General features: G+C 74.2%; 26 protein-coding genes and 1 pseudogene. 17 read left to right on the plus strand and 10 right to left on the minus strand.

Annotation, left to right across the window (positions count from 1 at the left end; translation table 11 throughout):
- Position 1 precedes the first annotated feature (1 nt).
- The 3 genes from O2W20_RS08650 to O2W20_RS08660 form a co-directional block, all read right to left on the minus strand.
- Positions 2-1,570 (minus strand): APC family permease, encoded by a 1,569-nt coding sequence (locus O2W20_RS08650; RefSeq protein ID WP_269173043.1) that lies wholly within the window; start codon positions 1,568-1,570, stop codon positions 2-4.
- Positions 1,563-3,524 (minus strand): primary-amine oxidase, encoded by a 1,962-nt coding sequence (locus O2W20_RS08655; protein WP_269173042.1) that lies wholly within the window; start codon positions 3,522-3,524, stop codon positions 1,563-1,565. Before O2W20_RS08655 ends, O2W20_RS08650 begins: the two co-directional genes overlap by 8 nt.
- A gap of 184 nt (positions 3,525-3,708) precedes the next feature.
- Positions 3,709-4,356, minus strand: a complete 648-nt coding sequence (locus tag O2W20_RS08660) for a trimeric intracellular cation channel family protein (RefSeq protein ID WP_269173041.1) — start codon at positions 4,354-4,356, stop codon at positions 3,709-3,711.
- A gap of 98 nt (positions 4,357-4,454) precedes the next feature.
- Between O2W20_RS08660 and O2W20_RS08665 the strand changes: the two genes are divergently transcribed.
- The 3 genes from O2W20_RS08665 to O2W20_RS08675 are packed head-to-tail and all read left to right on the plus strand — an operon-like array spanning position 4,455 to position 5,753.
- Entirely contained in the window at positions 4,455-4,913 is a 459-nt protein-coding gene (locus O2W20_RS08665) for a helix-turn-helix transcriptional regulator (protein ID WP_269173040.1), read from the plus strand.
- On the plus strand, positions 4,910-5,320 hold the full coding sequence (locus tag O2W20_RS08670) for a VOC family protein (RefSeq protein ID WP_269173039.1): 411 nt from the start codon (positions 4,910-4,912) through the stop codon (positions 5,318-5,320). The genes O2W20_RS08665 and O2W20_RS08670 overlap by 4 nt, the downstream gene beginning before the upstream one ends.
- Before the next feature lie 28 nt (positions 5,321-5,348).
- Positions 5,349-5,753 (plus strand): hypothetical protein, encoded by a 405-nt coding sequence (locus O2W20_RS08675; RefSeq protein WP_269173038.1) that lies wholly within the window; start codon positions 5,349-5,351, stop codon positions 5,751-5,753.
- Positions 5,754-5,879: 126 nt separating this feature from the next.
- On the opposite strand, the gene O2W20_RS08680 is transcribed toward O2W20_RS08675, so the two are convergent.
- Positions 5,880-6,269 carry a hypothetical protein gene (locus tag O2W20_RS08680; RefSeq protein WP_269173037.1) on the minus strand — a complete coding sequence of 130 codons (390 nt, stop codon included), beginning with the start codon at positions 6,267-6,269 and terminating at the stop codon, positions 5,880-5,882.
- Between the two features lie 302 nt (positions 6,270-6,571).
- Between O2W20_RS08680 and O2W20_RS08685 the strand changes: the two genes are divergently transcribed.
- A complete protein-coding gene (locus O2W20_RS08685; RefSeq protein WP_269173036.1) occupies positions 6,572-8,044 on the plus strand; it encodes a phospholipase D-like domain-containing protein in 1,473 nt (490 codons plus the stop codon).
- Between the two features lie 298 nt (positions 8,045-8,342).
- On the opposite strand, the gene O2W20_RS08690 is transcribed toward O2W20_RS08685, so the two are convergent.
- Positions 8,343-9,212, minus strand: a complete 870-nt coding sequence (locus O2W20_RS08690) for a nucleoside-diphosphate sugar epimerase (RefSeq protein WP_269173035.1) — start codon at positions 9,210-9,212, stop codon at positions 8,343-8,345.
- 87 nt (positions 9,213-9,299) lie between these two features.
- Here O2W20_RS08690 and O2W20_RS08695 point away from each other — a divergent pair, with 87 nt between their 5' ends.
- Complete coding sequence (locus tag O2W20_RS08695) at positions 9,300-9,734, plus strand: MarR family winged helix-turn-helix transcriptional regulator (RefSeq protein ID WP_269173034.1); 435 nt, start codon at positions 9,300-9,302, stop codon at positions 9,732-9,734.
- 651 nt (positions 9,735-10,385) lie between these two features.
- Here the strand turns inward: O2W20_RS08695 and O2W20_RS08700 are convergent.
- Positions 10,386-11,099, minus strand: a complete 714-nt coding sequence (locus O2W20_RS08700; protein ID WP_269173033.1) for a CDP-alcohol phosphatidyltransferase family protein — start codon at positions 11,097-11,099, stop codon at positions 10,386-10,388.
- Positions 11,100-11,551: 452 nt separating this feature from the next.
- Here O2W20_RS08700 and O2W20_RS22765 point away from each other — a divergent pair.
- The 4 genes and pseudogenes from O2W20_RS22765 to O2W20_RS08715 form a co-directional block, all read left to right on the plus strand.
- Positions 11,552-11,767 (plus strand): annotated as a pseudogene (locus O2W20_RS22765) (MerR family transcriptional regulator); the annotation flags it as partial.
- 28 nt (positions 11,768-11,795) lie between these two features.
- A complete protein-coding gene (locus O2W20_RS08705) occupies positions 11,796-11,924 on the plus strand; it encodes a hypothetical protein (protein ID WP_269173032.1) in 129 nt (42 codons plus the stop codon).
- Positions 11,925-12,002: 78 nt separating this feature from the next.
- The gene (locus O2W20_RS08710; RefSeq protein WP_269173031.1) at positions 12,003-12,851 is read left to right on the plus strand and encodes a helix-turn-helix domain-containing protein; all 849 of its coding nucleotides are present in this window, start codon (positions 12,003-12,005) and stop codon (positions 12,849-12,851) included.
- A gap of 94 nt (positions 12,852-12,945) precedes the next feature.
- Positions 12,946-13,368: a nuclear transport factor 2 family protein gene (locus O2W20_RS08715; RefSeq protein WP_269173030.1), complete on the plus strand. Its 423-nt coding sequence runs from the start codon at positions 12,946-12,948 to the stop codon at positions 13,366-13,368.
- Positions 13,369-13,451: 83 nt separating this feature from the next.
- Here O2W20_RS08715 and O2W20_RS08720 read toward each other — a convergent pair whose 3' ends face one another.
- A complete protein-coding gene (locus O2W20_RS08720; RefSeq protein WP_269173029.1) occupies positions 13,452-14,183 on the minus strand; it encodes a hypothetical protein in 732 nt (243 codons plus the stop codon).
- A 250-nt stretch (positions 14,184-14,433) separates the two neighbouring features.
- Here O2W20_RS08720 and O2W20_RS08725 point away from each other — a divergent pair, with 250 nt between their 5' ends.
- The 3 genes from O2W20_RS08725 to O2W20_RS08735 all read left to right on the plus strand — a co-directional run bounded on the left by O2W20_RS08725 (position 14,434) and on the right by O2W20_RS08735 (position 17,162).
- On the plus strand, positions 14,434-15,174 hold the full coding sequence (locus tag O2W20_RS08725; protein ID WP_269173028.1) for a GAF and ANTAR domain-containing protein: 741 nt from the start codon (positions 14,434-14,436) through the stop codon (positions 15,172-15,174).
- Between the two features lie 154 nt (positions 15,175-15,328).
- Positions 15,329-16,168, plus strand: a complete 840-nt coding sequence (locus tag O2W20_RS08730) for a bacteriorhodopsin (protein WP_269173027.1) — start codon at positions 15,329-15,331, stop codon at positions 16,166-16,168.
- Complete coding sequence (locus tag O2W20_RS08735; RefSeq protein WP_269173026.1) at positions 16,128-17,162, plus strand: Brp/Blh family beta-carotene 15,15'-dioxygenase; 1,035 nt, start codon at positions 16,128-16,130, stop codon at positions 17,160-17,162. Before O2W20_RS08730 ends, O2W20_RS08735 begins: the two co-directional genes overlap by 41 nt.
- Positions 17,163-17,200: 38 nt before the next feature.
- Here O2W20_RS08735 and O2W20_RS08740 read toward each other — a convergent pair whose 3' ends face one another.
- On the minus strand, positions 17,201-17,845 hold the full coding sequence (locus tag O2W20_RS08740; RefSeq protein ID WP_269173025.1) for a maleylpyruvate isomerase family mycothiol-dependent enzyme: 645 nt from the start codon (positions 17,843-17,845) through the stop codon (positions 17,201-17,203).
- A 194-nt stretch (positions 17,846-18,039) separates the two neighbouring features.
- Here O2W20_RS08740 and ggt point away from each other — a divergent pair, with 194 nt between their 5' ends.
- Together ggt and O2W20_RS08750 are read left to right on the plus strand one after the other, a co-directional pair.
- Positions 18,040-19,899, plus strand: a complete 1,860-nt coding sequence (gene ggt, locus O2W20_RS08745; protein ID WP_269173024.1) for a gamma-glutamyltransferase — start codon at positions 18,040-18,042, stop codon at positions 19,897-19,899.
- Positions 19,900-19,939: 40 nt separating this feature from the next.
- Positions 19,940-20,101, plus strand: a complete 162-nt coding sequence (locus O2W20_RS08750; protein WP_269173023.1) for a hypothetical protein — start codon at positions 19,940-19,942, stop codon at positions 20,099-20,101.
- Positions 20,102-20,112: 11 nt separating this feature from the next.
- Here the strand turns inward: O2W20_RS08750 and O2W20_RS08755 are convergent, their stop codons facing one another.
- Both O2W20_RS08755 and O2W20_RS08760 read right to left on the minus strand, forming a co-directional pair.
- Positions 20,113-20,922, minus strand: coding sequence for a hypothetical protein (locus tag O2W20_RS08755; protein ID WP_269173022.1), 810 nt, complete (start codon positions 20,920-20,922; stop codon positions 20,113-20,115).
- Positions 20,919-21,884, minus strand: a complete 966-nt coding sequence (locus O2W20_RS08760; protein ID WP_269173021.1) for an ATP-binding cassette domain-containing protein — start codon at positions 21,882-21,884, stop codon at positions 20,919-20,921. Before O2W20_RS08760 ends, O2W20_RS08755 begins: the two co-directional genes overlap by 4 nt.
- A gap of 189 nt (positions 21,885-22,073) precedes the next feature.
- Here O2W20_RS08760 and O2W20_RS08765 point away from each other — a divergent pair, with 189 nt between their 5' ends.
- The 3 genes from O2W20_RS08765 (at position 22,074) to O2W20_RS08775 (ending at position 25,120) form a co-directional block, all read left to right on the plus strand.
- Entirely contained in the window at positions 22,074-23,354 is a 1,281-nt protein-coding gene (locus tag O2W20_RS08765; protein ID WP_269173020.1) for a sensor histidine kinase, read from the plus strand.
- A complete protein-coding gene (locus O2W20_RS08770; protein WP_269173019.1) occupies positions 23,351-24,001 on the plus strand; it encodes a response regulator in 651 nt (216 codons plus the stop codon). The genes O2W20_RS08765 and O2W20_RS08770 overlap by 4 nt, the downstream gene beginning before the upstream one ends.
- A 408-nt stretch (positions 24,002-24,409) precedes the next feature.
- A complete protein-coding gene (locus O2W20_RS08775; protein WP_269173018.1) occupies positions 24,410-25,120 on the plus strand; it encodes a GAF and ANTAR domain-containing protein in 711 nt (236 codons plus the stop codon).
- Positions 25,121-25,163 lie beyond the last annotated feature (43 nt).

Consider the following 25,163-nt stretch of genomic DNA (forward strand, 5'->3'; position numbering starts at 1 on the left):
CTCAGCCTACGACGTCGCGCAGCGCCGGTCGCTGGTCGGCGTTCCGCGAGAGCACCGTGCCGACCACCAGCCCGACCAGGAACAGCACGAAGGGCAGCAGCACCAGCGTCCAGCCGGTGGCGCTGAGCTGCCAGGCCGTCACGGTCGGGTCGACGCCCTCGGGGACGGTGCCGGCCAGCAGGCCGAACCGGCCGATCAGCAGGTAGAGCCCGGTGGCCAGGCCGAGGGCGGCGAGCACCGGTGCGGCCAGCGTCGACCACCAGTGGCCCCCGCGCCGTGTTCCCCGGAAGTGCACCAGGACGGCCACGCAGACGAGGATCTCCACCAGCACGACGGAGATGACCGCCATGCCGGACGACCAGTAGAAGAGGTTGAGCACCGGGTCCAGGCCGGCCAGGGCGAAGACCACGATCACCGTGCCGGTGAGGACGCTGGTCACGATCGCCCCGATGCCGGGGGCGCCGTGCCGGTTGGTGTTCTGCAGCGCCCCGGGGAAGACCCCGGCGCGGCCCAGGGAGAAGAAGTAGCGGGCGCTGCAGTTCTGGAAGGCCAGCAGCCCGGCGAACAGGCTGGAGAGCACGAGCCAGCTCATCACCGTGGCCAGCCAGTCGCCGACGTAGGTGGCGGCGACGGAGAACAGCACCGCCGCGGGATCGGCCAGCGGCACGCCGTCGACCGAGGACTCCTCGAGCACCCGGGCGACGACGTCGTCGGTGCCCAGTCCGCTCACCACGGCCCAGGAGGCCGCCGCGAAGATGACGGTGATCAGGCCCACCGCGGCGTAGGTGGCCCGCGGCACGGTGCGCTCGGGGTCCTTGCTCTCCTCGCCGTAGATCGCGGTGGCCTCGAAGCCGATGTAGGAGGCGAACGCGAAGGCCAGCGCGATGCCGGCCGAGCCGGCCAGGCCGCCGACGAAGACGTTCTGCGGAGCGAAGGACTCGACCAGGTTCGCCCCGTCGGGGCCGCCGCCCTCGAGCATGACGGCGACGGCGACGACGGCGAGGCTGAGCAGCTCGAGCACCATGAGCGTGCCGAGGACCTTGGCGCCGACGTCGACGCTGACCACCGAGAGGGCGAGCACCAGCGCCCAGGCGGCGAGCGTCCACAGCCACCACGGGGCGTCGATGCCGAAGGTGGCCTCCATCTGCCCGGCCATCAGACCGCCGAAGAACCCGTAGACCGCCAGCTGGATGGTCAGGTAGGCGAACACGGAGACGAACGCCGAGCCGACGCCGGCGGACAGGCCCAGGCCGCGGCCGACGTAGGCGAAGAACGCCCCGGTGTTGGTCACCACCCGGCTCATCGCCGAGAAGGCGGAGGCGAACACCATGAGGACGATCCCGACGGCGACGTAGGCGCCCGGGGCGCCGGCGCCGTTGCCGGCCGCGATGGCCACCGGCACGGCGCCGGTCATGCCGACCAGCGGGGCCGCGGCGGCGACGACGAAGAAGACGATGCCGAGGACGCCGAGCCGGCCGGACCTCAGCTGCTCGCCGTCGCTGCGGCCGGCCGGCGCGCCGGGGGAGGTCAGCGCGGTCGCGCCGGTCGAGGTGGTCGGGCGCTCACTCACCGGAGGCCTCCGTGGTCGTGCAGGAGGCGGCGCCGCCCGCGCAGTGCGCGGAGGTCGAGGCCGGCACGTCGAGGGTGGGGTTGCGGTCGAAGAAGCCGAACGGCTTCAGCCGGAACCCGGTGTAGTCCACCGGCATGATCGGCCAGTCCTCCGGCCGGGGCACGTGGGTGAGCCCGAAGGTGTGCCACACCACCAGGTCCTGGCCGTCGATGTCCCGGTCGGCCGCGGCGTACTCGGGCAGCCCGGAGCCCCCGCTGTGCTGGTTGACGAAGTCCCCGGCCGAGTAACGCTCGGCGGGGTCGTAGCGGGTCACCCACAGGTGCCGGGTGGCGAACGCCGCCCGCTGGGCGATCGAGGACCCCGGGTCCGACAGCAGGGTCGGCAGCCCCTCCGGGTACAGGGCGTAGCCGACGGGCTGGCCGACGTGGTTGAGCCGCTCGGGGTTGACGATGTGCCAGACCCGGTCGGTGGCCGGGGAGGCGTCGCGCTGGGCCGCGGACTCGGTGGCCAGGGTGGTGCAGGAGGTGGTGAACGCGTTGCCGCGCTGGTTCTCCGGCCCCATCGGGACCCGCACGACCTCCACCTCGTCGACCCGGTTGGCGACGCCGTCGACCGTCATGTCCAGGCGGGCGCTGAACAGGTGCTGGTGCAGCGGGGCGCCCAGCCCCGGGGCGATCTGGGAGGCGTAGGGGTACTCGCCGCCGGCGTGGGCGGAGGTGAAGACGACGCCGGTGGCCTTGGCCTCGAACTCGATCGTGCCGTCGAGGTAGAGGTACCAGTAGAAGCCGTAGTCGTAGTTGCCCACGGTGGTGAAGAAGGAGATCACCAGCCGCCGCTGCCGGCGGGTCTGCTGCGAGCCGCTCCACAGGTCGGTGTGCTTCCAGAGGATCCCGAAGTCCTCCTCGTGGATGCAGACCGCGTTGGGCAGCGTGCGGGGGTCGCCCTGCTCGTCGGCGATGACGGCGTCCAGGTAGGTGATGTCGCCGAGGCAGTCGCAGCCGAGCTCCAGGGCGTTGGCGTAGCGGCCGACCAGGTACTCGCCGGTGTCGAAGTAGTTCTGCCAGGAGCGCACCGGGTTCGGGTCGGCGTAGGGGACGACCATCTCGGCGATCGAGGCGCGGTAGACGATCGGCCGCACGCCGGCGCCCTCGTCGAACCCGATCTGGTGCAGCACGAGGCCCTCCCGGGTGTCGAAGCCGACCCGCAGCGACCACTTCTCCCAGGTGAGCACGTTGCCCTCCAGGGACAGGCTCGACCCCTGGGGCTGGGTGATCTCGATCGGCTTCTGGGTGGTCCGCGGCGGGCCGCTGACCGCCGGGTCGTCGTAGTTGCCCGAGCCGGTGGGCACCGGGACGGCGCCGGTGTCGATGACCTGGTCGACGACCCGGTTGATCGTGTCGACGTAGGCGACCAGGCCGTCGATCGGGTGTGCCCAGGCGGAGTCCGTCGGCGTCTCCTGCCAGAAGGCCAGCCCGCGCAGGACGCGGCGCCCCGCCTCGTCCGGGTACTCCTCGTACGCGCCGGCCGACAGGGGGGCCACCCGGACCTGGGCGACGTCCAGGTCGCGGGCGGCCAGGGCGGCCAGCCACCGCTCGTCGGTGGACAGCAGCTGCTCGACGAGCTCGAACTCCTCGTCCAGCACCGGGAGCTGACCGGAGGTGGCGGTGTCCAGCTCGACCGCCGTGACGACCTCACCGGCGGTGGCGTCGACCACGACGTCCCGGGAGACCTGCGAGGCCAGGTCCAGCAGCAGGACCCGGAAGCACCGGGTGACCGGCTGCCCGGGGCGGTGGGCCAGCACCTCGGCCTTCGGCGGCTCCTGGAGGCCGACGTAGACGAAGCGGGTGCTGTCGACGACCAGGCCGGCCGCGGTGGTGATCCGCCGGACCTCCTCGATCTCCGCGGCCTGGATGGGGTCCAGGGGATGGGTCAGCTGTAGCTGGGTGGTGGTCATGGCTGCACCTCGGAACGTCTACGGATGTTGACGAATGCGGGTGCGCGGCGAAGGGGTCGTCCGCGCGGTGTGCCGGACAGGGTGCCCCACGTCACGTTTCAGCGGAAGACCCTCGTGTGACGTTCAGGTCAATTCCTCTGAAGGCATGGCCCACGGGGCGGCTCTCCGCGCTGCGGGCGGGCGGTCAGCCGCCGTCCGGACGGTGGGCGCGCGGTGTCCGGGGCATCGGCGCGTTCCAGCCGAAACGGACGCTGAGCATCCGGATCGTGAAGCACACGGCCGCCGCGCCGACGGCCGTGGCCACCCCGTAGGCGTCCAGCTGGGCGGCCACCACGGTGACGGTCGCACCGATCAGCGCCGGGATCGCGTACAGGCCGCTGCGGAAGACGGACGGGACCTGCCCGATCAGGACGTCGCGCAACGTGCCCCCACCCACCCCGGTGAGCGCGCCGAGCAGCACCGCCTGCGTCGGGCCCAGCCCGAGGGCGAGCGCCTTGCTGGCGCCGGTGACCGCGAACAGGCTCAGCCCCGCGGCGTCGAGCACCGTGATCGGGGTGTTCAGCCGGTCCAGCCCGGGCCCGAGGACGAAGGCGACCAGCCCACCGCCGGCGGCCACCGCCAGGTAGCGCCAGTCGCTGAACGTCGCCGGCGGCAGGGCGCCGAGCAGGACGTCCCGGATGATCCCGCCGCCGAGGGCCGTGGTCATCCCCAGCGTGATGACGCCGACGATGTCGAGCCGGGTCACCCGCAGCGCGGTCAGCGCACCGTTCAGCGCGAAGGCGAACGTGCCGACGAGGTCGAGGGTGAGCAACAGCGTCGCCTCGGTGCTCACCGGTCGGTTCTACCAGCGGGCTCCCCGGCGACCGCACCGGCCGGGCGCCCGTGCGCGACGGGCCTCCCGCGGTCGAGGTGCGCCCTAGGCTCTCGCACGTGGCCGGTGGACCCGTCTCGGAGCAGCGTCTGGCCGACCTGGTGCTGCTGCGCCGGGTGCGGGACCGGATCGACCGCGAGTACGCCCAGCCGCTCGACGTCGCCGCGCTGGCCCGTGGGGTGCACGTGTCGGCCGGGCACCTGAGCCGGGAGTTCAAGCGGGCCTACGGGGAGTCGCCGTACGCCTACCTGATGACCCGGCGGATCGAGCGCGCCATGACGCTGTTGCGGCGGGGGGACCTCAGCGTGACCGACGTCTGCTTCGCCGTCGGCTGCGGTTCGCTGGGCACGTTCAGCACCCGCTTCACCGAACTGGTCGGGATGCCGCCGAGCGTCTACCGCGAGCAGGCCGCCCGGGGGAGTGCGGGGATTCCGCCGTGCCTGGCCAAGCAGGCGACCAGACCGGTCAGGAATCGAGAAGCCCGGACGTCCCTGCCGCCCCTAGCGTGGCCGACATGACCTTGATCATCCACTACGCGTTCCTGCCGCACACCGACCCGGAGGCCTCGGTGGCCTTCTACCGCGACGTCCTCGGTTTCGAGGTCCGCAAGGACGTCGGCTACGAGGACATGCGCTGGGTCACCGTGGGCCCACCCGACCAGCCGCAGACCTCCATCGTCCTGCACCCGCCGGCCGTCGACCCGACCATCACCGACGAGGAGCGCCGCACCGTCCTCGAGCTGATCGCCAAGGGCAACTACGCCGCGATCACCCTGGCCACCGACGACCTCGACGGCACCTTCGGCAAGATCGCGGCCAGTGGCGCCGAGGTGCTCCAGGAGCCGACGGACCAGGACTACGGTGTCCGCGACTGCGCGTTCCGCGACCCGACGGGCAACCTGATCCGGATCAACCAGCTGACCTGACCCCGCCGGGGCCCTACGGTGCGGTGGCATGGTGCCCCGCTCCACACTCGTCGCCGTGTCGGCGGCCCAGTTGGCCGCTCAGCTGGCCGGTCACGTCGTCGCCCTGCGGCGCCGCCGGCACTTCGACGTCCCCTTCCTCGTGGGGAGCCCGGACCACGTCGTCCGTGACTGGCTCTGGTTCGGCACGGCCTTCAGTGCACCGCCGTACCTGCTCGGGCCGCAGGTCTGGGCGACCGCCCGGCTGCTCCGCGGGCCGGACGACCGGGCCCGCTGGGTGCTCCGGTGGCTCGGCACCGGGCTGACGTTCGGCTACCTGAGCGAGCGCTGCACCCGCCTCCGGGTCAGCCCCGGCGGGTTCGACCCGGTCGAGACCCCGGTGGTGGCGACCGGGTGGGGGTGCGCGGTGGCCCTGGCCGTCCTCGCCCGCCGCTGACGACCGGTCAGCCGAGCAGCGGGGCACCGGCGAGTCACCGGGCTCGACGCGACCGCCGAACGACGGATCGCCGAGGTCGTCCGGCCCGCCGCAGGCTGACCCCGGCGGCGACAGGGAGCCGTGCGGTCACCCGTCGGCGTGGTGGTCGAGCACCTCGGCCTCGCGCCGGAGCCGGCCGGCGGCCTCGTGCTGCCCGAGGCCGTCGTAACGGTCGGCCTCGGTCCGGCGGTCCGTGGTCTCTGCGCGCAGGAGGGCGCGGACATCGCCGATCGACAGGGCGCGGCGGTCCGCCTCGGTGGAACCGACCCCGGTCCGGGTGCCGGCGAGGTGTGCGTTCGTGGCTCCGGTCGCGGTCTCCGGCGCGACGACGGCCTCGGCGTTGTCGATCGCCGCCAGGGCGCTGCGGAGCGCGGCGACGGCGTCGGCCCGGCGCGACCTCATCGCGGCGACGAGCTCCGTGCGCAGCGCCGCACGCAGCGACCGCGCGTCGTCGGTGGAGTCGGTGTTCCCGTCCATCCGTCCTCCCTGCCTCTGCCGGTGTGGTCCACGGTCCCGCCGCAGCCGGTCGGGTCTGGTCGAGAGCACCCTCCCAGCCGCCGGGCCGATCATCAGCTGAGTTCTGTCGCTGGGGGACGGCGGCGCTGCCCGGCCGTGTCCCCGGTTCGAGGGAGTCGGTCCTTGGTGCCGTGCCGGACGACGGGCACACTCCCGACGTGATGGACGACGGCCAGGCGACGACCGACCCCGACACCGACCCTGGCGTCGGGCTCCCCGCCTCCCGTGACGGAGGTGCCGTCCCGCCGGAGGCGGGTGCGCGCATGTTGATCCCGGGGGAGACCTGCTGGCGGATCGAGCGGGCCGACCGCTTCGCCGTCTTCGTCGACGCGGCCGAGTACTTCGCCACCCTCAAGCGTGCCGTGCTGAGCGCCGAACGGCGGGTGCTGTTCATCGGCTGGGACTTCGACCCGCGCATCCGGCTGGACCCCCTCGCCGGCGGCCGGCCGAAGGACGACCGGCTCGGCGCCGTGCTGGAACGGGCGGTGGCGCAGAACCCGCAGCTGGAGATCGGCGTCCTCCAGTGGGACCTCGGCATGCTCCGCGCGCTCGGCCGGGGACTGCAGCCCATCGTGCTGCTGGACCGGCGCACCTCCGACCGCCTCACCCTGGCCATCGACACCCACCACCCGGTCGGCGGGGCACACCACCAGAAGATCGTGGTCATCGACGACTGCCTGGCCTTCACCGGCGGCATCGACGTCACCGCCGACCGGTGGGACACCCCCGACCACGCCGACGTCAACCCGCACCGGCGTTCCCCGGCCCCCGGCCGGGCCGAGGGGCGGCTGGCCGGACCGTGGCACGACGCGACGAGCATGCTGACCGGGCCCGCTGCCCGCGCCGTCGCCGAGCTCGCCCGCACCCGGTGGGAGAGCGGCACCGGGGAGCGTCTGGAGCCGCTGACCGAGGAGCGGACGTGCTGGCCCGAGGAGGTCGAGCCGCTGCTCACCGACGTCGACGTCGCCATCGCCCGCACCCGGCCCGAACACGACGGCGCGGAGCTGGTGCACGAGATCGAGCTGCTGTGGCTCGCCGGCATCGCCGCCGCCCGACGGTCGATCTACGTGGAGAGCCAGTACTTCGCCAGCCGCCGGATCGCCGAGGCGATCGCCGAGCGGCTGCGTGAGCCCGACGGCCCGGAGGTCGTCGTGCTCAACCCGTGGACCGCCGACGGCTGGCTGTCGGAGAAGGCGATGGGCACCGCGCGCGCCCTGGTGCTGGAGATCGTCCGCGAGGCCGACGTCCACGACCGGTTCCGGCTCTACTGTCCGGTGACCGAGCAGCGCGAGCCGATCTACGTGCACGCCAAGGTGGCCGTCGTCGACGACCGCCTGCTCCGGCTGGGCTCCAGCAACCTGAACAACCGGTCGATGGGCCTGGACACCGAGTGCGACCTGGCGATCGAGGCGGTCGAGGGCCGGGCGGGCGCCGACCGGGTGGCCGCGACCATCCTCGCCTTCCGTGACCGGCTGCTCGCCGAGCACCTCGGGTGCACGCCGGACGACGTCGCCGCCGCTGTCGCCGACACCGGCTCGCTGGTGCAGGGCATCGAGCGGCTGCGCCGGCCGACCGGTCGTTCCGTGGTGCTCTTCGAGCCGCCGGAGCTCGGTCCGGTCGACCGGGCGCTCGCCGAGTCCGAGGTGCTGGACCGCGAGAAGACCCCCAACCGCTGGCGTCGGGTCGAACGGTGGTTCGCCGGCGGTCGGCGACCGCGGAACCGGGTCCGCCCCTGACCTCGCGGCTGCGCCGGCTCGTACATGGACTGCGCAGTCCCTGGGTATGGCCTGGTCCAACCGACCCGGAGGAGGAATCGACATGGGGATCGTGTCCGGACTGATCAAGGCCAACCTGCTCAAGAAGCTGCTCAGCCGCCTCACCGGCAGCCGTCGCAGCAACTGAGCCACCCCGACCGGCGGCGCCGGTCGGAGCCGGTGCCTGCAGGCACCGGGCACCAGCCCCCGCGGCGTGACGCCGCGGGGGCTGGTCCGTGTCCGGGGGCCGCAGTCACCCGGGGACGTGGGGCGGCCGACGTCAGCGCGGGGCCGTCAGGGACGGTCCAGAGTCGGCCAGGAACGCCTCCAACGACCGCGCCGGCCGTCGGGTCACGTGCTGGACGGCGTCGGTCACGACGGCGAAGCTGCCGGCCTGCACGCGCTCGAACGTCACCTCGGTGATCTCCCGCTCGAAGCCCTCGGTCCCGGCCAGCGCCTCGGCGATGGTGATCTCCCGGTGGGCCATGGAGCGACCGGTGGCCCGGGAGATCAGCTCCGCGGTGCGGGGCAGTGAGAGCGCCGCCGGACCGGTGAGCTCGTACACCTGGCCGGCGTGCCCCTCCTCGAGCAGCGCACGCTCGGCCACTGCGGCGATGTCCCGGGCATCGATCCACGCGAGGCTCGCGCCCCCACTGGCGAACGGCAGCTCGCCGGTGCCGGTGAGCTGGTCGAGGTAGAAGCGTGGGTCGGTGAGCACCTGCATGAACCAGCTCGGCCGCAGCACCGTCCAGCTGTGGCTGCCGGTGCGCACCGCGCGTTCGGCCCGCGGCGCCCACCCGGCCGGACCGGTGTGGTCGGCGTCCTGTTCGGACAGCAGGACGACGTGCGCCCGGGGTGGCGTCACCTCGAGGAGCGCCCCGATCAGCTCCGGCGCGTCCGCACGATCGGACCGGACGACGAAGAGCGCGTCGGCGCCGCTGGTCGCCGCGGGCCAGCCGGCCGGCCGGTCCCAGGAGAACTCGATCGGCCGGACCCCGGCCACGGCCACCGACTCCGGGTTGCTGCTGCCGCCGAGCACCTCGACGCCCGGCCGGGCGACGAGCAGCTCCGCCAGCGGGGCGCCGGTCTTGCCGCGCACCCCGGTGACCAGGACGCGGGTGATCGCCGTGCTCCCGTGTTCGACCGCCATCTGGATCTCCTCCGATTGATTGAGTCACTCAAGTTCTTGCTGTCATGGTGGCACGACTACTTCAGTCCATCAAGTAACCTCGGCGCCGTGGCAGAGGACGCGAGCGCGCTGCAGCAGCAGGTGTGGGACTTCGTGTACGCCTACGACGCGGCGTACGACCGCGCGGCGCAGGCGGTCGGGTTGAGCGCTGCCCAGGCCTGCCTGCTCGGCCAGCTCACCGTGGGGGAGCGGGCGATGGGGGAGCTCGCCGTCGAGCTGCTCTGCGACCCGTCGAACGTCACCCAGCTCGTCGCCCGGCTGGAGGCCCGCGGGCTGGTGACCCGGGTGCCCGACCCGGCGGACCGGCGGGTCAAGCGCGTCTCGATCACCCCGGCCGGGCGGCGCGAGCACCACGCCGTCCGGCGTGCCTTCGACTTCCCCGACGACCGGCTCGGCCGTCTGGACGAGGGGGAGCAGCTGCAGTTGTCCTCGCTGCTGGCGAAGCTGTTGGATCGTCCCGGCCAAGATGCGGCGGGAGAGTGAGAGCCCACCGCCCCGGATCGGGGAAACCGCTCGTGACGGGGTCGTGACCGAAGGGATCGACCAGTTCGGCAGCGCCGCTCGGCGTCGGTGCCGTGGCGGCCACGTCCGGGGTGGCTCCGCGTCCTCGGGGTGACGCTCTCCACAGCCGGGAGGGAGTCACGAGGCGTTCGGCGTCGGAGGGCAATCCGGTTCACGCCCGAGGCCGAGTCACAGACCGTCTTCGCAGCGGTCGGGCGACCTGGTCACCGCGGACGAGGGCGACCTGGCCAGAGCCCAGCGGGGCCGGGGTGGAGCGCCGTCGCGCCGGAGGGGCCGGTCCCTTTCGCGTCCGGGGCCACCGACAGGCCGCCCCTCACCGCCGACGGCGAGGTGCCCCGGCGGACGCAGTGGCGAGGGAACCGGAGGTCGCGCCGCCGGTCGACCGCTCTCAGAGCAGCGACGCGCGCGCTTCCGCGCGCGCCTTCACCGGGCGGTGCTGAGCGGATCTGTCGGGGGAGCTGTGCTCGGAGGCGCTCTTCACCGTCGCACGGGAGGCCTGCCCAGGAGGAGGACAGCCCGGCAGGCGCCGGGGACGGCGGTGCGGGCCGTGCACGCGGAGGGGCGCTCCGGCCCGAGCAGGCGGGAAGAGTCCCGTGCAGCAGTGTCCGGCGGTCAGGGCGTGCCGGCGTCCACCCGTGTCTCGGCACGGCCCGCACGACCGCGCCGGCGGCGCCTGGCAGCAACGGTGAGGTAGCCGCTGACCGCCAGGTAGTACACCAGGTAGGCGAGTGAGACGGTCACCAAGATCGGGTCCACGGACGGGAACTGGAGGAGGAGCAGCGCATACGTGCCGATCCAGATCGCGGTGAGCACCAGGCTGAGGGGTCTGAACGTCTGAGTGCGTGAGGGGTACAGGTAGCGCACCGGCACGAACACCAGGATCGAGCAGACGACCAGGATGGTCGCGACGGTGACCCGGTCGAGTTCGAGCACGATGACGTAGAAGGCGACGACGTTCCAGTAGCTGGGGAACCCGAGGAACGTGTGGTCCTCGGTCTTCGCGTCCACCCGGCAGAACTGGTAGCTGGAGGAGAGCAGCGGCAGGGCGGCCAGCACCCACCCGGACGCTCCATCCGGCAGGGCCCCGGTCGTCCAGAGGAGGACCACGGGGGCGAAGACGTAGGTCAGGTAGTCGACGATGTCGTCGAGGCGGGCGCCGTCGAACCAGGGGATGGTCTCCTTCACCCGCGCGCCGCGGGCGAGCATCCCGTCCGTGCCATCGACGACGAGTGCGACCAGGCCGATCCAGAGGGCCATGACCACGTGACCGTCGAACGCAGCCAGCACGATGAGCAGCGCGAGCACGGAGCCGCTCGCTGTGTACACGTGCACGAGTGCGCCTGCCAGGCGCCGACTCAGGGAGAACAACTGCGGCCAACCGCCTCTGGGTCCGGGGACGGAGCGGAGCCGGTGACCCCGTCCGGGTGGCGTGTCCTGCTACGGGGACCTTTCCATGCCCGCGGCTCGTCGGCCGGATGACCGTGTCGCGCAGGCCGGATCGTCCGCTCTCGCTGGGGCGGCGGGTGCTGAATCGGCGCCAGCATGGCCCAGACCGGGCCCCTCCCACTCGCGATCCACGTCATGACTCCGTCCGCTCCGCGTGCGCCGGTTCCGGCAGGGCCCGCGCGAGTTCCCCGAGGACCGGCTGGGCAACCTGACGGGGGAGGAGCAACGGCAGCTGTCCGCGCTGTTGGCGAAGGTGCTGGCTCCCGGCTCCGGCACTCCCGGAGGGAGTGGGTCCACCGCCCCGGGCGCCGAACGCCCCTCATGATGGGGGCGTGGTCGACGGGCGATCGACCGGTTCGACAGCACCGCTGGGCGTAGGAGCCGCGGCCGCCCGACTGGGCGTGGCCCCCGAGACGCTGCGCAGCTGGGGCCGTCGCTACGGGCTGGCGCCCAGCGGGCGCACCGCCGGGGGGCACCGGAGGTACGACGACGAGGACATGGCCCGGCTGGTCCTCATGCAAGGGCTCGTCGCCTCCGGTACGGCCCCCGCCGAGGCGGCCCGCCAGGTCCTCGCGGGTGACTCCCAGCCGCTGGGTGGCGGTGAGCGCGGCGCTCGCCGTCCTGGTGGCGCTTACCTTCCCGCACGTCCTGACCGTCCAGGCGCTGGACCGCTGGGCCGCCGAGCAGGGCCGCACCGGCCCCTGACCGGTGGGACCGCGTCCCCGCGGCCCTTGGCAGGCGGTGTGCGACAGCGGATCATCCGTCGCAGCGGCGGGAGGTGTGGTGATCCAGTCCCCGGAACCGGTCGAGCTCCGCCCGGGTCTCCTCGTGACCCCGGTGCAGCGGCAGGTCGAGGAGGCGCTCGTCCCGGCGGCGGCGGAGCACCGCGTCCTGGTGAACGTGGGCCGGCCCTACCGCCTGCTGGAGACCCTGGACTCCCGGGAGCGCGCCACCGCAGGCCTGCCCGGGGACGTCGCCGTCGTGCCGGCCGGGTTCGACCTGGCGGCCCGGTCGCGGGACGGCACCCCGCAGGGCGTCTCCACCGTCGTGGTCGCCGTGGCCCCGCAGGTGCTGGACGAGGCGCTGAGCGCGGCCGGGAGCCACCGGACGCCGGGCCTCACTCCGGTCGTGGGCGCACGCTCCCCGGCCGTCGCACCCCTGACGCGGCTCCTGCAGGCCGGGCTGGACGACACCTCCGGTCTCGGCCGGCTGGCGCTGGAGTCGACGGGGCTGGCGCTGGTCGCCGCCCTCGCGCGGGACCACACCTCGGCCCGGACGCCGACCACCCCAGCGCCGGCCGGGCTCTCCCGGGGTCAGCTGGAGCGGGTGGTCCGGCACGTCGAGGAGGACCTGGCGGGGCCGCTGTCCGTCGCCGAGCTGGCCGCACTGGCCGCCGTGAGCGAGTTCCACTTCAGCCGGCAGTTCCGCGCCGCGACCGGGGCGAGCCCGCACCAGTACGTGCTCAGCCGGCGGTTGGCCCGGGCCCGCCAGCTGCTGACCTCGACCGACCTCCCGATCGCGGCCGTCGCCGCGCGGTGCGGGTTCGCCGACCAGAGCCACCTGACCCGGCACCTGCGGCGGGCGGGCGGTGCCACCCCGGCCGCGGTGCGTGCGGCCGGCCGCGGTCGCTGAGCAGGAACGTCCCAGGACCGAGCAGGAACGTGCACGCCCTGCCGCGGCCGTCGGCGGGACCGTGGTCCCACCGACAGAGCGGAGGAGGGCGACGATGCAACAGGCAGAGCAGGACCTGACGCTGGTGCGTGAGGTGTACACGGCGTTCGAACGGGCGGACGTCCCGCGGATCATGGCGCTGTTCGCCGACGACGGGACGGTGACCCAGTCCCCGGAGCTGCCCTGGGGCGGCGTCCACGTCGGGCACGAGGGGCTCGGGCACTTCCTCGCCACGCTGACCGGTCACCTCGACTCGCACCCGGAGACCGAGCGGTTGTTCGCCGCCGGCTCCGGCCACGTGGTCCAGGTCGGGCGGACCCGCGGTGTGGTGCGGGCGACCGGCGCACCGTTCGACGTGCCCGAGGTGCACGTCTTCACCGTCTCCGGCGGCCGGGTGCAGCGCTTCGAGGCCTACCTGGACACCGCGGCCATGCGCGCGGCGCTGGCCGCCCCGGTCCGCGTCCCCGCCGGGACCTGACCGGCGCCGCCGCGGTCGTCGGGCACCATCCGGCGGCAGTGGTGCGCTGCCTCAGTGGTGCGTTGCCTCAGTGGTGCGTTGCCTCAGCGGGACGGGGGACGGACGTCGGCGCTGGCCGAGGAGGGCGGTGGCGCAGCGGACGGGGGAGGCAGCAGGGGCGTCACCGGTGGGGCGGTGAGCTCCTGGTAGGCGGCGGTGTGCGCGCGCAGCGCGGTGACCGCGTCGGCGACGTCGGCCGTCGTCCGGCTGGTCGGGGCGACGGCCCGCTCCGCCTGGAGCACCGCGTCGCAGACGTCGGCGACCGTGTCCAGGTACGCCCGGGCCTCCGGTCCCGGGTCGTCCCGGTCCATCGGCTCCGGGGCCAGGGCCCGCTGCCGCAGGCGCTGCTCGAGCCGGCCGCCCTCGGCCTCCAGCGACGGGAGCAGGTCCGGCACCTCGCCGAGGTGGGCCCCGGCGGCCTGCGCGGCAGCCACCTGGCGGCGCAGCCGGTCACGGGCGCGGGCGACCTCGAGCTGGAGCTCCGCGGCCGTGCGCCGCCGGCCCGGCGGCAGGCGGCGGGCAGCGACCGCGGTGGCGCCCTGCGCGCCGAGCTCGCGGCCGCGTGAGGCGAGTTCCCGGCTCCGGGCCACGAGGGGGCTCCGCCGCACCCGTCGGACGACCAGCCACCCGGCGAGCAGGGCCACCAGCAGGAAGGTCACGAGCACGCCCCCGAGGACGGCGAGCACCGTGCTGTCGAGTGAGAGCAGCCAGGACAGCTCGTCGTCGGCCCGCACGTCCAGTGCGCCGGCCGGGCTGGTCGGCAGCGGGGTGGTCATGGTGCTCCTCGGAGGGACGACGGGCCCGTCGTCCAGACGACGATCGGCTGCCGGGCCAACGTCCCGGCGGCCTCCAGGGGTTCCCGGCCGTGCCGGGTGCCCCCGACGACGGCTGACCGGGCCCCCCGCAGCGCGGCTGGTGCCGTGCGGCCGCCTCGGTTTCGTCGCAGTGGGTGCGGGCACGGTCTCGGGAACGGCGGACGCCGGCGGGTGTGGTGGGCATGCCCGAGGGAACGGGAGGGGACCCGGGATGGACATCGCCGAGCGGTTCGCCGAGGCGCTGGCCGCCGAACTGCCCGACCGCGCCGGCGACCTGGACCACCTGCCGATGCGACTCGTCCGCGCCGCCGCGGCAGTGCTGGAGGTGGACGGAGCCGGGGTGGGCATCCACGGTCGCCCCCACCAGCGGACACCGCTGGCGGCCAGCGACGCGACCGCGGCGCTGGTGGAGGAGCTGCAGTTCACCATGGGCGCCGGCCCGTGTCTGCAGGCCGTGGAGTGCGGTGCCCCGGTGCGGGCCGTGGAGGCGCGCCTGGTGAGCGAGTGGCCGGCGTTCCACGACCAGCTGGTCGCCCGCACCCCGATCCGCAGCATGCTGGCCCTGCCTCTGCCCGGTTCGCTGACGGGGCTGGGCTGCTTCTCCCTGTACTGGGTCGACCCCGTCGGTGCGGACACAGCAGCAGAGTGCGCGGCCGAGCGGGTCGCTGCCCTCATCGCCCAGCAGCTGGAACAGGCCGCCGCGTGGAGCCCGTGGCTGGCCCCCGAGGTCCCGGATGCGCCCGCCAGGCCGGAGGCGCGCCGCCGAGGCCGGCTGTGGATGGCAGTCGGCATGGTCATGCTGGCTCGACGGCTGGAGGCCACGGACGCCCTGGCGCTGCTGCGGGCCCAGGCCTACGCCGGCGACCGGACCGTCGACGACCTGGCGGACGACCTCGTGGAGCGACGCGTCCACCCCGACTGCTCGGCCGGTGACGACCCCATCGGCTCCTGAGCGTTCCTCGAGCCCAGGGCGGAGGAGTCCGGGTCCGGTCGTCGGGCCACGTCCTCGGCTGCCGATCACTGCATCCGCGGTGTCGGGGGTGGGCGAAGAGCCAGGTGTTCGTGATCGAGCAGAGGCACGAGGCCGCAATCCCGCAGGAGACCGCGTGAACGTCGAGAACACCTTCACCTACGACTTCTTCCAGTACACGATCGTGTCCCACGTCTTCACCGTCGGCTACGCCGCGATGGCGGCCGGGCTGGTGTACTTCGTGCTCACCAGCAAGAACTCCCTGCCGAGGTACCAGCTCTCCTCGACCCTGTCCGCGGTCGTGATGGTGTCGGCGTTCCTGGAGCTGTTGGTCATCTCCCAGAAGTGGGAGAGCTCCTTCCGCTGGGACGGCGAGGCCTTCAGCCAGGCGGACGCGTTGTTCTCCAACGGCTACCGGTACATGAACTGGTCGATCGACGTCCCGGTGCTGCTCCTGCAGATGCTGATCGTGCTCGGGGTGACCGGCGCCGCCTTCCGTCGCGGCTGGATCGTCTTCACCGTCGCCGGGCTGGGGATGGTCTACACCGGCTACGTCGGCCAGTTCTACGAGGTCGAGCGCAGCGCCCCCTTCTGGGTCTGGGGGTCGATCAGCACGGTCTTCTTCCTGGTCATCCTGGCGCTGGTGTACCGCACCGTGTACGGCAACGTCGGCCGGCTGCCGGCTGAGGTGCGCCCGCTGGTCAAGGCCGTGTGGTGGCTGCTGCTGGTCTCCTGGATGCTCTACCCCGGCGCCTACCTGATGCCGGCGATCTGGGACTCCGCCGACGGCGTGGTCGCCCGGCAGATCACCTACACGGTCGCCGACGTCACCTCCAAGGTGGTCTACGGGATCCTGCTGGCGGTCATCGCCCGCAAGGTGAGCAAGCACGAGGGCCACGACGAGGCCGTCGCCTCCGACGTCACCATGCCCCGCGGTGGCATCACCGAGGTGGCTGCTCGCGGCCGAGCCGCCTGATCCGGAGGACGGCGTCGTGACCGGGGGCGCACCGCGGGTGACCGCGCTGACGACCCGGCTGTCGGTCGGGGTCGTCGGCGCGGCCGTTGCGGCGGCCGTGCTGCTGCCTGAGCAGGTCTCCGGGTGGGCGCTCGGGATCCTGGCCGCCGGGGTGCTGCTCGGGTTGCCGCACGGTGCGGTCGACCACCTGGTCCCGGACTGGGTGGCCGGCTGCCCGGGGCGGATGCTGCGGCCGGGGGTGCTCGCCGGCTACGCCGCCACGGCACTGCTGGCGCTGGGTGCCCTCCTCGTGGCGCCGGTGGTGAGCCTGCTGCTGCTGTTCGCCGTCTCCGCGGTGCACTTCGGCATGGGGGAGGTGGCGTTCGAGGCCGAACGGTCCGGAGACCCGTGGCGGCCGGGTCTGCGGGACGTCGCGCCGGTGGTGGGCCTGGGCGGGCTGCCCGTCGCCGTCCCGCTCGCGTGGTGGCCCGCCGAGGCCGACCGGGTGCTGGCGGCGCTGGCTCCGGAGCTGCCGGCCCTGCTGACCCCCGGGGTCCGGCAGGTCGCGCTCGCGGTCGTCGGCGTGACCCTGCTCGGCTCCGTGCTCGACGCGCTGGCGCGTGGCCGGCCGGGATGGGCGGCCGAGGCCGGCCTGCTGGCTGCGCTGTTCACCCTCGCGCCACCGGCCGCCGCGTTCGGGGTGTACTTCGGTGGCTGGCACGCGGTACGGCACATCGGGCGCCTGCTGGTGCTCGACCCGCGCAACGGGGACGACCTCGCCGCCGGCCGGCTCGGGGCCCCGCTGTGTCGCTACGCCGTCGCGGCTGCGGCTCCCACCGCGGTGGCTCTCACCGGGATCGTGTTCCTGGTCCTCAGCGCGCAGCGGCCCGACTGGACGGCGGGCGCCCTGGCCGTCCTGCTGGGTCTCACCGTGCCGCACATGGCCGTGGTCACGCTGCTCGACCGGCGGACGGGCCGGCCACGCGCCGGCCAGCGGGCGGCGGCCGCGGGATGAGCGCCCAGCCGCCGCCCGTGTCCGGCCACCCGGGTGGCTCAGGAGTGCGCGCAGCGGTCGCGCAGCACGGGCACGCCGGGGCCGGTCAGGTCCTCGCAGAACGCCGCGCGTCCGGCCATGGCCATCGTCAGCGCCAGGGTCGTGCCGGTGACCAGCGGACCCGCACCCGCGGCGAAGGGCCCGTCGTCGGCCTGCAGCCGCAGGCCGTCGGCGGCGGTGCGGCTGTTCACGGCGAAGTCCCGCGCGGCGTAGAAGCGGGCGACCTCGGTGACCACGGGAACCGGGGGTCGGCCGGGCAGACCGAGCGGGCGGCGGACGTCCTGGGCGTGGACGACGACCTCACCGAGCCAGGCGGCGGTGTGCCCGCTGGGGGCGGTGGTGCTGTCGCCGACCGCGCGGAAGCGCTGCAGCGTCTCGGTGGGCGTGCCGCCGCGGTGCTCGACCAGGCGGCGGTCGTTGTGCACGTCGGCGTCGAAGCGCGCGCCCATCATGCTCACCAGCCAGCGCGCCCGCCCGGTGCTGGCCGCTGCGCTCAGGTGGGCCACGACCTCCTCGACGTTCCACCGCCCGCACAGCGACGGCTCGGCCCACTGCGCGTCGTCCAGCTCCGCCAGGTCGCCGGCCAGGGCGGCACGTTCGGCGTGGGCCGCCGCCCACAGGGCCTGCCGGGTGGTGTCGGGCACGAGGGCCTCCAGTCGCATCGGTCGCTGTCAGCTCTTCGACTCGGTGGCTCCGCGGAACTCATCGCTCACCGCAGTGCAGCCCTCGTCGGCGCGCCCCGTGGGATGGGCGGCCGGTGCTCGCCGATGGGGTGGCGCGAGGAGCTCCGGAGGTGTCCGATGTGTCCCTGCGCATCGATGACGCCCGAGGAGTCTCCATGTCGCGTCCACGTACCACCCTGGTTGCCCTGACCGCGCTGACCGCCGGTGCCTTCGCGGCCGCAGGCCCGGCCGGCGCCGTTCCGCCCGAGCCCGTGACGGAGAAACGTGCACTGGCGGTCGGTACCGGCGGTGCGGTCGCCACCGTCGACCCCGACGCCACCCGGGTGGGCCTGGAGGTGCTGGCCGCCGGCGGCAACGCCGCGGACGCCGCCGTGGCCACGGCCGCCGCGCTGGGCGTGACGGAGCCCTACTCGGCCGGGATCGGCGGTGGCGGGTTCTTCCTCTACTACGACGCCGACACGGGCGCGGTCACCACGATCGACGGCCGGGAGACCGCGCCGCTCGCGATGGGCGCCGACGCCTTCCTCGACGAGGCAGGCGAACCCCTCCCGTTCGCCGAGGCGGTGCAGAGCGGGCTGTCGGTGGGCACGCCGGGGACGCCGCGCACCTGGGCGACGGCGCTGGAGGAGTTCGGCACCTGGTCCCTGTCGGAGGCGCTGCAGGGGGCGATCGAGCTGGCCGACGAGGGCTTCGTCGTCGACGAGACGTTCCAGCAGCAGACCGCGGAGAACGAGGAGAAGTTCCGCCGCTTCGAGCCGACCGCCGAGCTGTTCCTGCCGGACGGCGCCCTGCCCGAGGTGGGGTCCACCTTCACCAACCCCGACCTCGCGGAGACCTACCGCCTCCTCGCAGACGACGGCGTGGACCCGTTCTACGACGGCGAGCTGGCCGAGGACGTCGTGCAGACCGTCCAGGACCCGCCCGAGGCAGCGGGCGCGGGCGAGGTCCGCCCGGGTCTGCTCGAGGCGGTCGACCTCGCGCTGTACGAGGCCCCGCTGCGCGAGCCCACCCGGATCGACTACCGGGGGCTCGAGGTCTACGGCATGGCCCCGCCGTCCAGCGGTGGCTCGACCGTCGCGGAGGCGCTGAACATCCTGGAGCAGTACCCCCTCGGCTCGCTGCCCGCCGTGCCGGTGCTGCACCACTACCTCGAGGCCAGCGCGCTGGCCTTCGCCGACCGCAACGCCTACGTCGGCGACCCGGCGTACAGCCAGGTGCCGCTCGCCGAGCTGCTCTCGGACGGCTTCGCCGGTGAGCGGGCGTGCGCGATCGACCCGGCGGTGGCCCTGGCGAAGCCGACGACCGCCGGGGACCCGGACGGCGAGTACGGCCCGTGCCCGGTGGAGGGGGAGCCCACGGTGGCGGAGGGCCCCGAGGGCCCGTCCACCACGCACCTCACGGTCGGCGACGCCGAGGGGAACATCGCCAGCTACACGCTGACCATCGAGCAGACCGGCGGCAGCGGGATCACGGTGCCCGGCCGCGGGTTCATCCTGAACAACGAGCTCACCGACTTCACCTTCGCGGCGGCCGATCCCACCCAGCCGGAGCCGAACCTGCCGGCCCCGGGCAAGCGGCCGCGCAGCAGCATGGCGCCGACGATCGTGCTGCACGACGGCGAACCGGTGCTCGGCCTCGGCTCGCCGGGCGGCAGCACGATCATCACGACGGTGCTGCAGACCCTGGTGAACCGCATCGACCGCGACATGGACCTCGCCGAGGCGATCGCCGCCCCCCGGGCGAGCCAGCGGAACACCACCGCGGTGAGCGCCGAGCCGGCGTTCATCGAGGCCTACGGGCCGCCCCTGGAGGCGCTCGGGCACGAGTTCACCGTCGTGGAGGAGCTCGGTGCGGCCACCGGCATCGAGTACCTGCCGGGCGGTCTGATGCTGGCCGCCGCGGAGGTGGAACGGCGCGGCGGGGGCAGCGCGGGCGTGGTGCACGACGTCCTCGGCCGCCCGGAGGGACCAGGCGCGGACGACCCCGGCCTCGCCCCCCGGCGCGGGGACGGATGACGGTCGGCCGGACAGCCGGGACGACAGGAGGAGGAGCGCTGTGACCAACCCCGATGCACCGGACCCCGACGCCGGCCGGCCGGCTGCCGGCCCGACACCGGAGAAGGACGCGCCCGGCGTGGAGCTGGGCCTGTCGGAGGAGGCCGGCGGCACGTTCGAGCCCGAGGAGGACCCGGACGACGCCGACGGCCCGCCCGCCTGACCCGAACCGACCTACGAGGCGTCCCGGCGCAGCAGCGACCAGCCGCCCGCCACCAGCGCCGCGACGGACCAGCCGACCAGCAGCGCCGCCGCCTGGGCTGCCGTCATGTCCGGCTCACCCAGCAGGGTCCAGACGGCGCCCGTGCCCGGCAGCAGCTCACCGAGGTCGGCCATCCACTCGACGCCGAACCCGGGGAGCAGGGCGGGCAGGACCAGCTGGAGCAGGAAGACCGTGGCCAGCGCGCCCGCCGTGCTGCGCAGCAGCAGGCCGACCCCGACGGCCAGCACGCTGCCGGCGACCAGCACCGCCGCGACCCGACCCAGGCTGCCGGCCAGCTCGCCGGCCGACAGGGTCAGCTCCGGCGCGATCAGCCAGGCGGCGACGTCGGCGACGAGCGCCAGGAGCACCCCGGCCACCGTCGCGACCACGACCGGGACGGCGACCCGTGCGGCCAGCAGCACCCCGCGGCGCGGCGTCCACTGCAGGGTCGGTCCGATCGAACCGCTGGCGTGCTCCTGCGTGACGGCGACCAGGGCGAGCACCAGCAACCCGAACTGGCCGAGCAGCACACCGAACTCACCGGCGATCGTCGCCGGCAGGGCCGCGGTCGTGGCGGCCGGCTCGGTGGCCTCGTCGAAGGCCGCGGTCGCGCCGATGCCCACGACGGTCACCGCGGCGGCGAGCAGGCACCACCACGTCGACCGCACCGTGCGCAGCCGCAGCCACTCGGCAGCGGCGGTGCGGGCGAGGAGGGTCGCCGTCCCCGGCTCCGGGCCCGCCGCCGTCGTCGCCGTCCGGTCGGCGGTCTGTGCGGCGGTCATCGCCGCACCAGTTCGGCCGGCTCGGGCGCACTGGCGACCCGGTACTGGACGGTGTCACCGGTGAGGTCGAGGTAGACCTGCTCGAGCGAGGCATGCTCCTCGGTCAGCCGGTGCACCGCCACGCCCAGCTGGAGCGCGACATCGCCGACGGTCTCGGCCGTCGCGCCTTCGACCAGCAGGTCGCCCTCGTCGGTGGGGTGCACCTGCAGCCGACGGCGCCGCAGGGCGCCGGCGAGGTCGCCGGGGGAGGGGGTCCGGACCCGGACCTGCCGCTGCGCGTCCTCCCGGCGCATCACCTCCTGCATCGAGGCGTCGGCGATCAGCCGGCCACGGCCGATGATCACCAGGTGGTCGGCCGTCTGCTCCATCTCGCTCATCAGGTGGCTGGACAGCAGGACGGTCCGCCCCTCGTCGGCCAGCCCGCGCACCAGCCGGCGGACCCACCGGACGCCGTCGAGGTCCAGGCCGTTCATCGGCTCGTCGAACAGCAGGACGGCGGGGTCCCCGATCAGCGCGGTGGCGATGCCGAGCCGCTGGCGCATTCCGAGGGAGTAGCCGCGCACCCGCCGCCGGGCCGCCGGGCCGAGCCCCACCTGGTCGATGACGTCGTCCACCCGGCGCAGCGGGATGCCGTGCGTGCGGGCCGCGACCCGCAGGTGGTCGCGGCCGCTGCGCCCGGGGTGCACCGCGCCGGCGTCGAGCAGTGCACCGGCCACCCGCAGCGGCTCGGCCAGCTCGCCGAAGCGGCGGCCGGTCACCAGCGCGGAGCCGGCGGTGGGCCGGTCGAGGCCGAGGACCATGCGCATCGTCGTCGACTTGCCCGCGCCGTTCGGACCGAGGAAGCCGGTCACCTTCCCCGGCTGGACGTCGAAGGTCAGGTCGTCGACGGCCCGGACCACGCCGGCCCCACGCAGCGTGGACCCGGTGCCGTACTCCTTGGTGAGGCCGCGCACCTGGATCATGTTCGCGGCCCGTCGGGGGTGTGCCGGCGTCGCCGCCACGGGAGGGGTGCAGTCATGACACGGAGCGTGTCGGTCCGGCCGGCCCGGGCGGATCACCCCGCGGTGCCGACCGGGTTCCCCCGCGTGGGGGAGGGGAGCGGGGCGCCGAAGGGGGAGTCGCCGGGCGCGGCGGTGGGCCAGGATCGAGCCGTGCCCCCGACGACCTCCCCGCACTCGGCGATCGGGATCGCCACCCGACTGCGGGAGCTGCTGATCGCCGCCCGCCCGGGGTGGCGCGGCCGGGCCCTCTACGCGTTGGCGAGCGTGCCCCTGGGTGCGCTCTACCTGGCGCTGTACCTGGGGCTCATCGGTTCGGTCGTGGCCCTGGTCTACGGCGTCGGCGTGCTGCTCATCCTGCTGGTGCTGGCGGTGACCCGTGGGCTGGCCGGCATGGAGCGCCGGCTGGCCCGACGCCTGCTCGGGGTCGACATCCCCGAGGGTGAGCGGGTCCGCGACCAGCGCGGCGTCGTCCGCAAGCTCCGGCGGCTGGTGCTCGCGCCCGACACCTGGCGTGCCCTGGGCTGGCTCGGGGCACGCCTGCTCTTCGGCGTCGCCACGTCCGCCGCCCTCCTCTTCGGTGCCGCCCTCTTCGCTGTGATCGGCTGGGACCCCGAGTGGAACCCGATCAACGCGCTCCCGCTGCTCGCGCTGATGGTGCTGGACGTCGTGCTCACCCTGGCCGTGGTCGACCTGCTGGTGCGGCTGTCGGCATCCGTGGTGCCCCGGCTGCTCGGCACCGCGCCCGAGCAGCGGATCGCCGCGCTGCAGCAGCGCACCCGACGGCTGGCCGACCGGAACAAGCTGGCCCGCGACCTGCACGACACCATCGGCCACGCGCTGACCGCCAGCCTGCTGCAGGCCACCGCCGCCCGCCGGACGCTGACCCCGGCAGGCGACCGGCCGCTGGAGCCGGACTTCGCGCGGCAGGCGCTCGGGCACATCGAGACCAACACCCGGGCCGCGCTCGCGGAGCTCGACCGGGTGCTCACCGTGCTCCGGGCGGAGGACGGGGGCCGGGACCCCGTCCCGTTCGCCGCGCCGTCGCTCGACGACCTCGAGGACCTGCTCGCCGGCCTCCGCGACGGCGGCCTGCCCGTCGCGCTCGTGGTCGACGGCGACGTCGACGACGTGCCCGCCGAGCTCCAGGAACTGGCCTACCGGGTGGTCCAGGAGGGGACGACGAACGTGCTGCGGCACGCGGGCACGCCGCTGACGGTCGCCCAGGTCGTCCGCAGCGAGGGCACGCTCGTCGTCCGGGTGTGCAACGAGGGGGTCGTCCAGCTCGACGGCCGCCCGGGCCCCGGCGGCGGACGCGGGCTGGCGGGCCTCCGGGAGCGGGCGGTCGCCGCCGGCGGGACGCTCAGCGCCGAGCACACGCCCTCCAGCGGGTTCGAGCTGTGCGTCACCCTGCCGCTGTCGGGCGCCGCGTGAGCGCCGTGCGGCTGCTGCTCGTGGACGACGACGTGCTCGTCCGTTCCGGGCTGCGGGTCATCCTGGAGAGCGAGCCGGACATGACCGTGGTGGGCGACGCCGGCACCGGTCGGGAGGCGCTGGCCGTCGCCGCCGACACCGACCCGGACGTCGTCCTCATGGACGTCCGCATGCCCGACATGGACGGCATCGCGGCGACCGCGGAGCTGGTCGCCCGGGACGCGCAGCGCCCCCGTGTGCTGGTCCTGACCACCTTCGAGGACGACGACTACCTGTTCCGCTCGCTGCAGGCCGGGGCGAGCGGGTTCGCGCTGAAGCGGTCGGACCCCGAGGAGCTCGTCGACGCCATCCGGGTCGTCGCCCGGGGGACGTCACTGGTGCTCCCGGACCTGACCAGGCAGTTGATCGCCTCGCACGCACCGTCCCGCGTACGGGGGTCGGCCGCCCTGCCTGAGCTGACCGGCCGTGAGGCCGACGTGCTCCGGCTGGTGGCGGGCGGCCTGTCCAACGCGGAGATCGCCACCGAGCTGTTCCTCAGCCGCGAGACGGTGAAGACCCACGTCAGCAGCGTGTTGCTCAAGCTCCGGGCGCGCGACCGCACCCAGGCGGTCATCGCCGCCTACGAGAGCGGCTTCATGACCGGCTGATCAGCGCCGGCACCCGGCGGGGAGCCGGCCCCCTCGCTGGAGCTCGGCGCACCGGACGTCCCCGTTCCGGCCGATCCGGGCGTACGGTCGCGGACAGCCGGCGACGCTCCAGAACAGCGGGCCCGCGGTCAGGCTCCATCGGTTGAGCCCTGCCGGTGGGGCCGCCCGCCTTGCGGGCCCCTTCCTGGCCGGCCTTCGCTGCGTTGCTGAGCGGCAGTGCCCGCCTGAGCAGCGGGGGCACGTGGCCACCCGTGGCGGTACCGTCGGAGCGTCTCGGGAGCGCGTCCCGACGGCCCGGGTGCGTCAGACATCGGCGCACCTCAGCCGGACACCCGCGGGTGTCGACGCCGGGGGACTGGCCCTCGGCGACGACCGGGAGCGCCCACTGTGCCCGACACCGGCGAGTCGTTGTCCTCAGGGACCGACTCCGCTCTGCACGGGATCAACTCGTTGCTCCTGGCCGAGCACTCCATGAACTCGCTGTTGCAGGCGGTCGTCGACGCCACGAAGGCCACTCTGCCCGGGTACGTGGACGCGTCGATCTCGGTCCTGATCGGCACTCGCCCGGCCACCGCCGTGTACTCCGGACAGCTCGCCCTCGACCTGGACGAGACCCAGTACGCGCGGGGCCACGGGCCCTGCCTGCACGCCGCCGTCAGCGGCGAACTCGTCGAGATCACCGACGCCCGGAGCGACACCCGATGGCCGGACTACATGGCCCGGGCAGTGCAGCGGGGGAGCCTCAGCTCCTTGTCGCTGCCGCTGCCGATGGACGGGCTGCACGGGGGGATGAACGTCTACGCCACCGAGGCGGGCGCCTTCGACGAGGACGCCCGGACGGCCGCCGCCAGGTTCACCCGCAGTGCGGCGCTCGCGATCAGCAACATGCACGCCTACCAGACCGCTCGCGACATCGCGGACAACCTGGACGCGGCGCTCCGGTCCCGGTCCGTCATCGACCAGGCCAAGGGCATCCTCATGGAGCGGCAGCAGCTGACCGCGGACCAGGCCTTCCAGTACCTGGCCCACGCCTCGCAGGCGACGAACCGGAAGCTGCGCGACGTCGCCGAGCACCTCGTCCGGACCGGGGAGGTCCTGCAGCCGAGGCGCCGCCGCTGAGTCCGCCCCGGCGGATGCGTGACCCGACGCACCCGCCGGCTCG

Source organism: Modestobacter sp. VKM Ac-2982 (assembly GCF_026967935.1).
In the GTDB taxonomy this organism is placed as follows: Bacteria; Actinomycetota; Actinomycetes; order Mycobacteriales; family Geodermatophilaceae; genus Modestobacter.

Bases quoted from the DNA above. Each gene is read 5' to 3' on its own strand.
- O2W20_RS08655 (WP_269173042.1), bottom strand. From the start codon at position 3,524: ATGACCACCACCCAGCTACAGCTGACCCATCCCCTGGACCCCATCCAG.
- O2W20_RS08670 (WP_269173039.1), top strand. From the start codon at position 4,910: ATGACCTTGATCATCCACTACGCGTTCCTGCCGCACACCGACCCGGAG.
- O2W20_RS08675 (WP_269173038.1), top strand. From the start codon at position 5,349: ATGGTGCCCCGCTCCACACTCGTCGCCGTGTCGGCGGCCCAGTTGGCC.
- O2W20_RS08680 (WP_269173037.1), bottom strand. From the start codon at position 6,269: ATGGACGGGAACACCGACTCCACCGACGACGCGCGGTCGCTGCGTGCG.
- O2W20_RS08685 (WP_269173036.1), top strand. From the start codon at position 6,572: ATGTTGATCCCGGGGGAGACCTGCTGGCGGATCGAGCGGGCCGACCGC.
- O2W20_RS08690 (WP_269173035.1), bottom strand. From the start codon at position 9,212: ATGGCGGTCGAACACGGGAGCACGGCGATCACCCGCGTCCTGGTCACC.
- O2W20_RS08715 (WP_269173030.1), top strand. From the start codon at position 12,946: ATGCAACAGGCAGAGCAGGACCTGACGCTGGTGCGTGAGGTGTACACG.
- O2W20_RS08720 (WP_269173029.1), bottom strand. From the start codon at position 14,183: ATGACCACCCCGCTGCCGACCAGCCCGGCCGGCGCACTGGACGTGCGG.
- O2W20_RS08725 (WP_269173028.1), top strand. From the start codon at position 14,434: ATGGACATCGCCGAGCGGTTCGCCGAGGCGCTGGCCGCCGAACTGCCC.
- ggt (WP_269173024.1), top strand. From the start codon at position 18,040: ATGTCGCGTCCACGTACCACCCTGGTTGCCCTGACCGCGCTGACCGCC.
- O2W20_RS08755 (WP_269173022.1), bottom strand. From the start codon at position 20,922: ATGACCGCCGCACAGACCGCCGACCGGACGGCGACGACGGCGGCGGGC.
- O2W20_RS08760 (WP_269173021.1), bottom strand. From the start codon at position 21,884: ATGATCCAGGTGCGCGGCCTCACCAAGGAGTACGGCACCGGGTCCACG.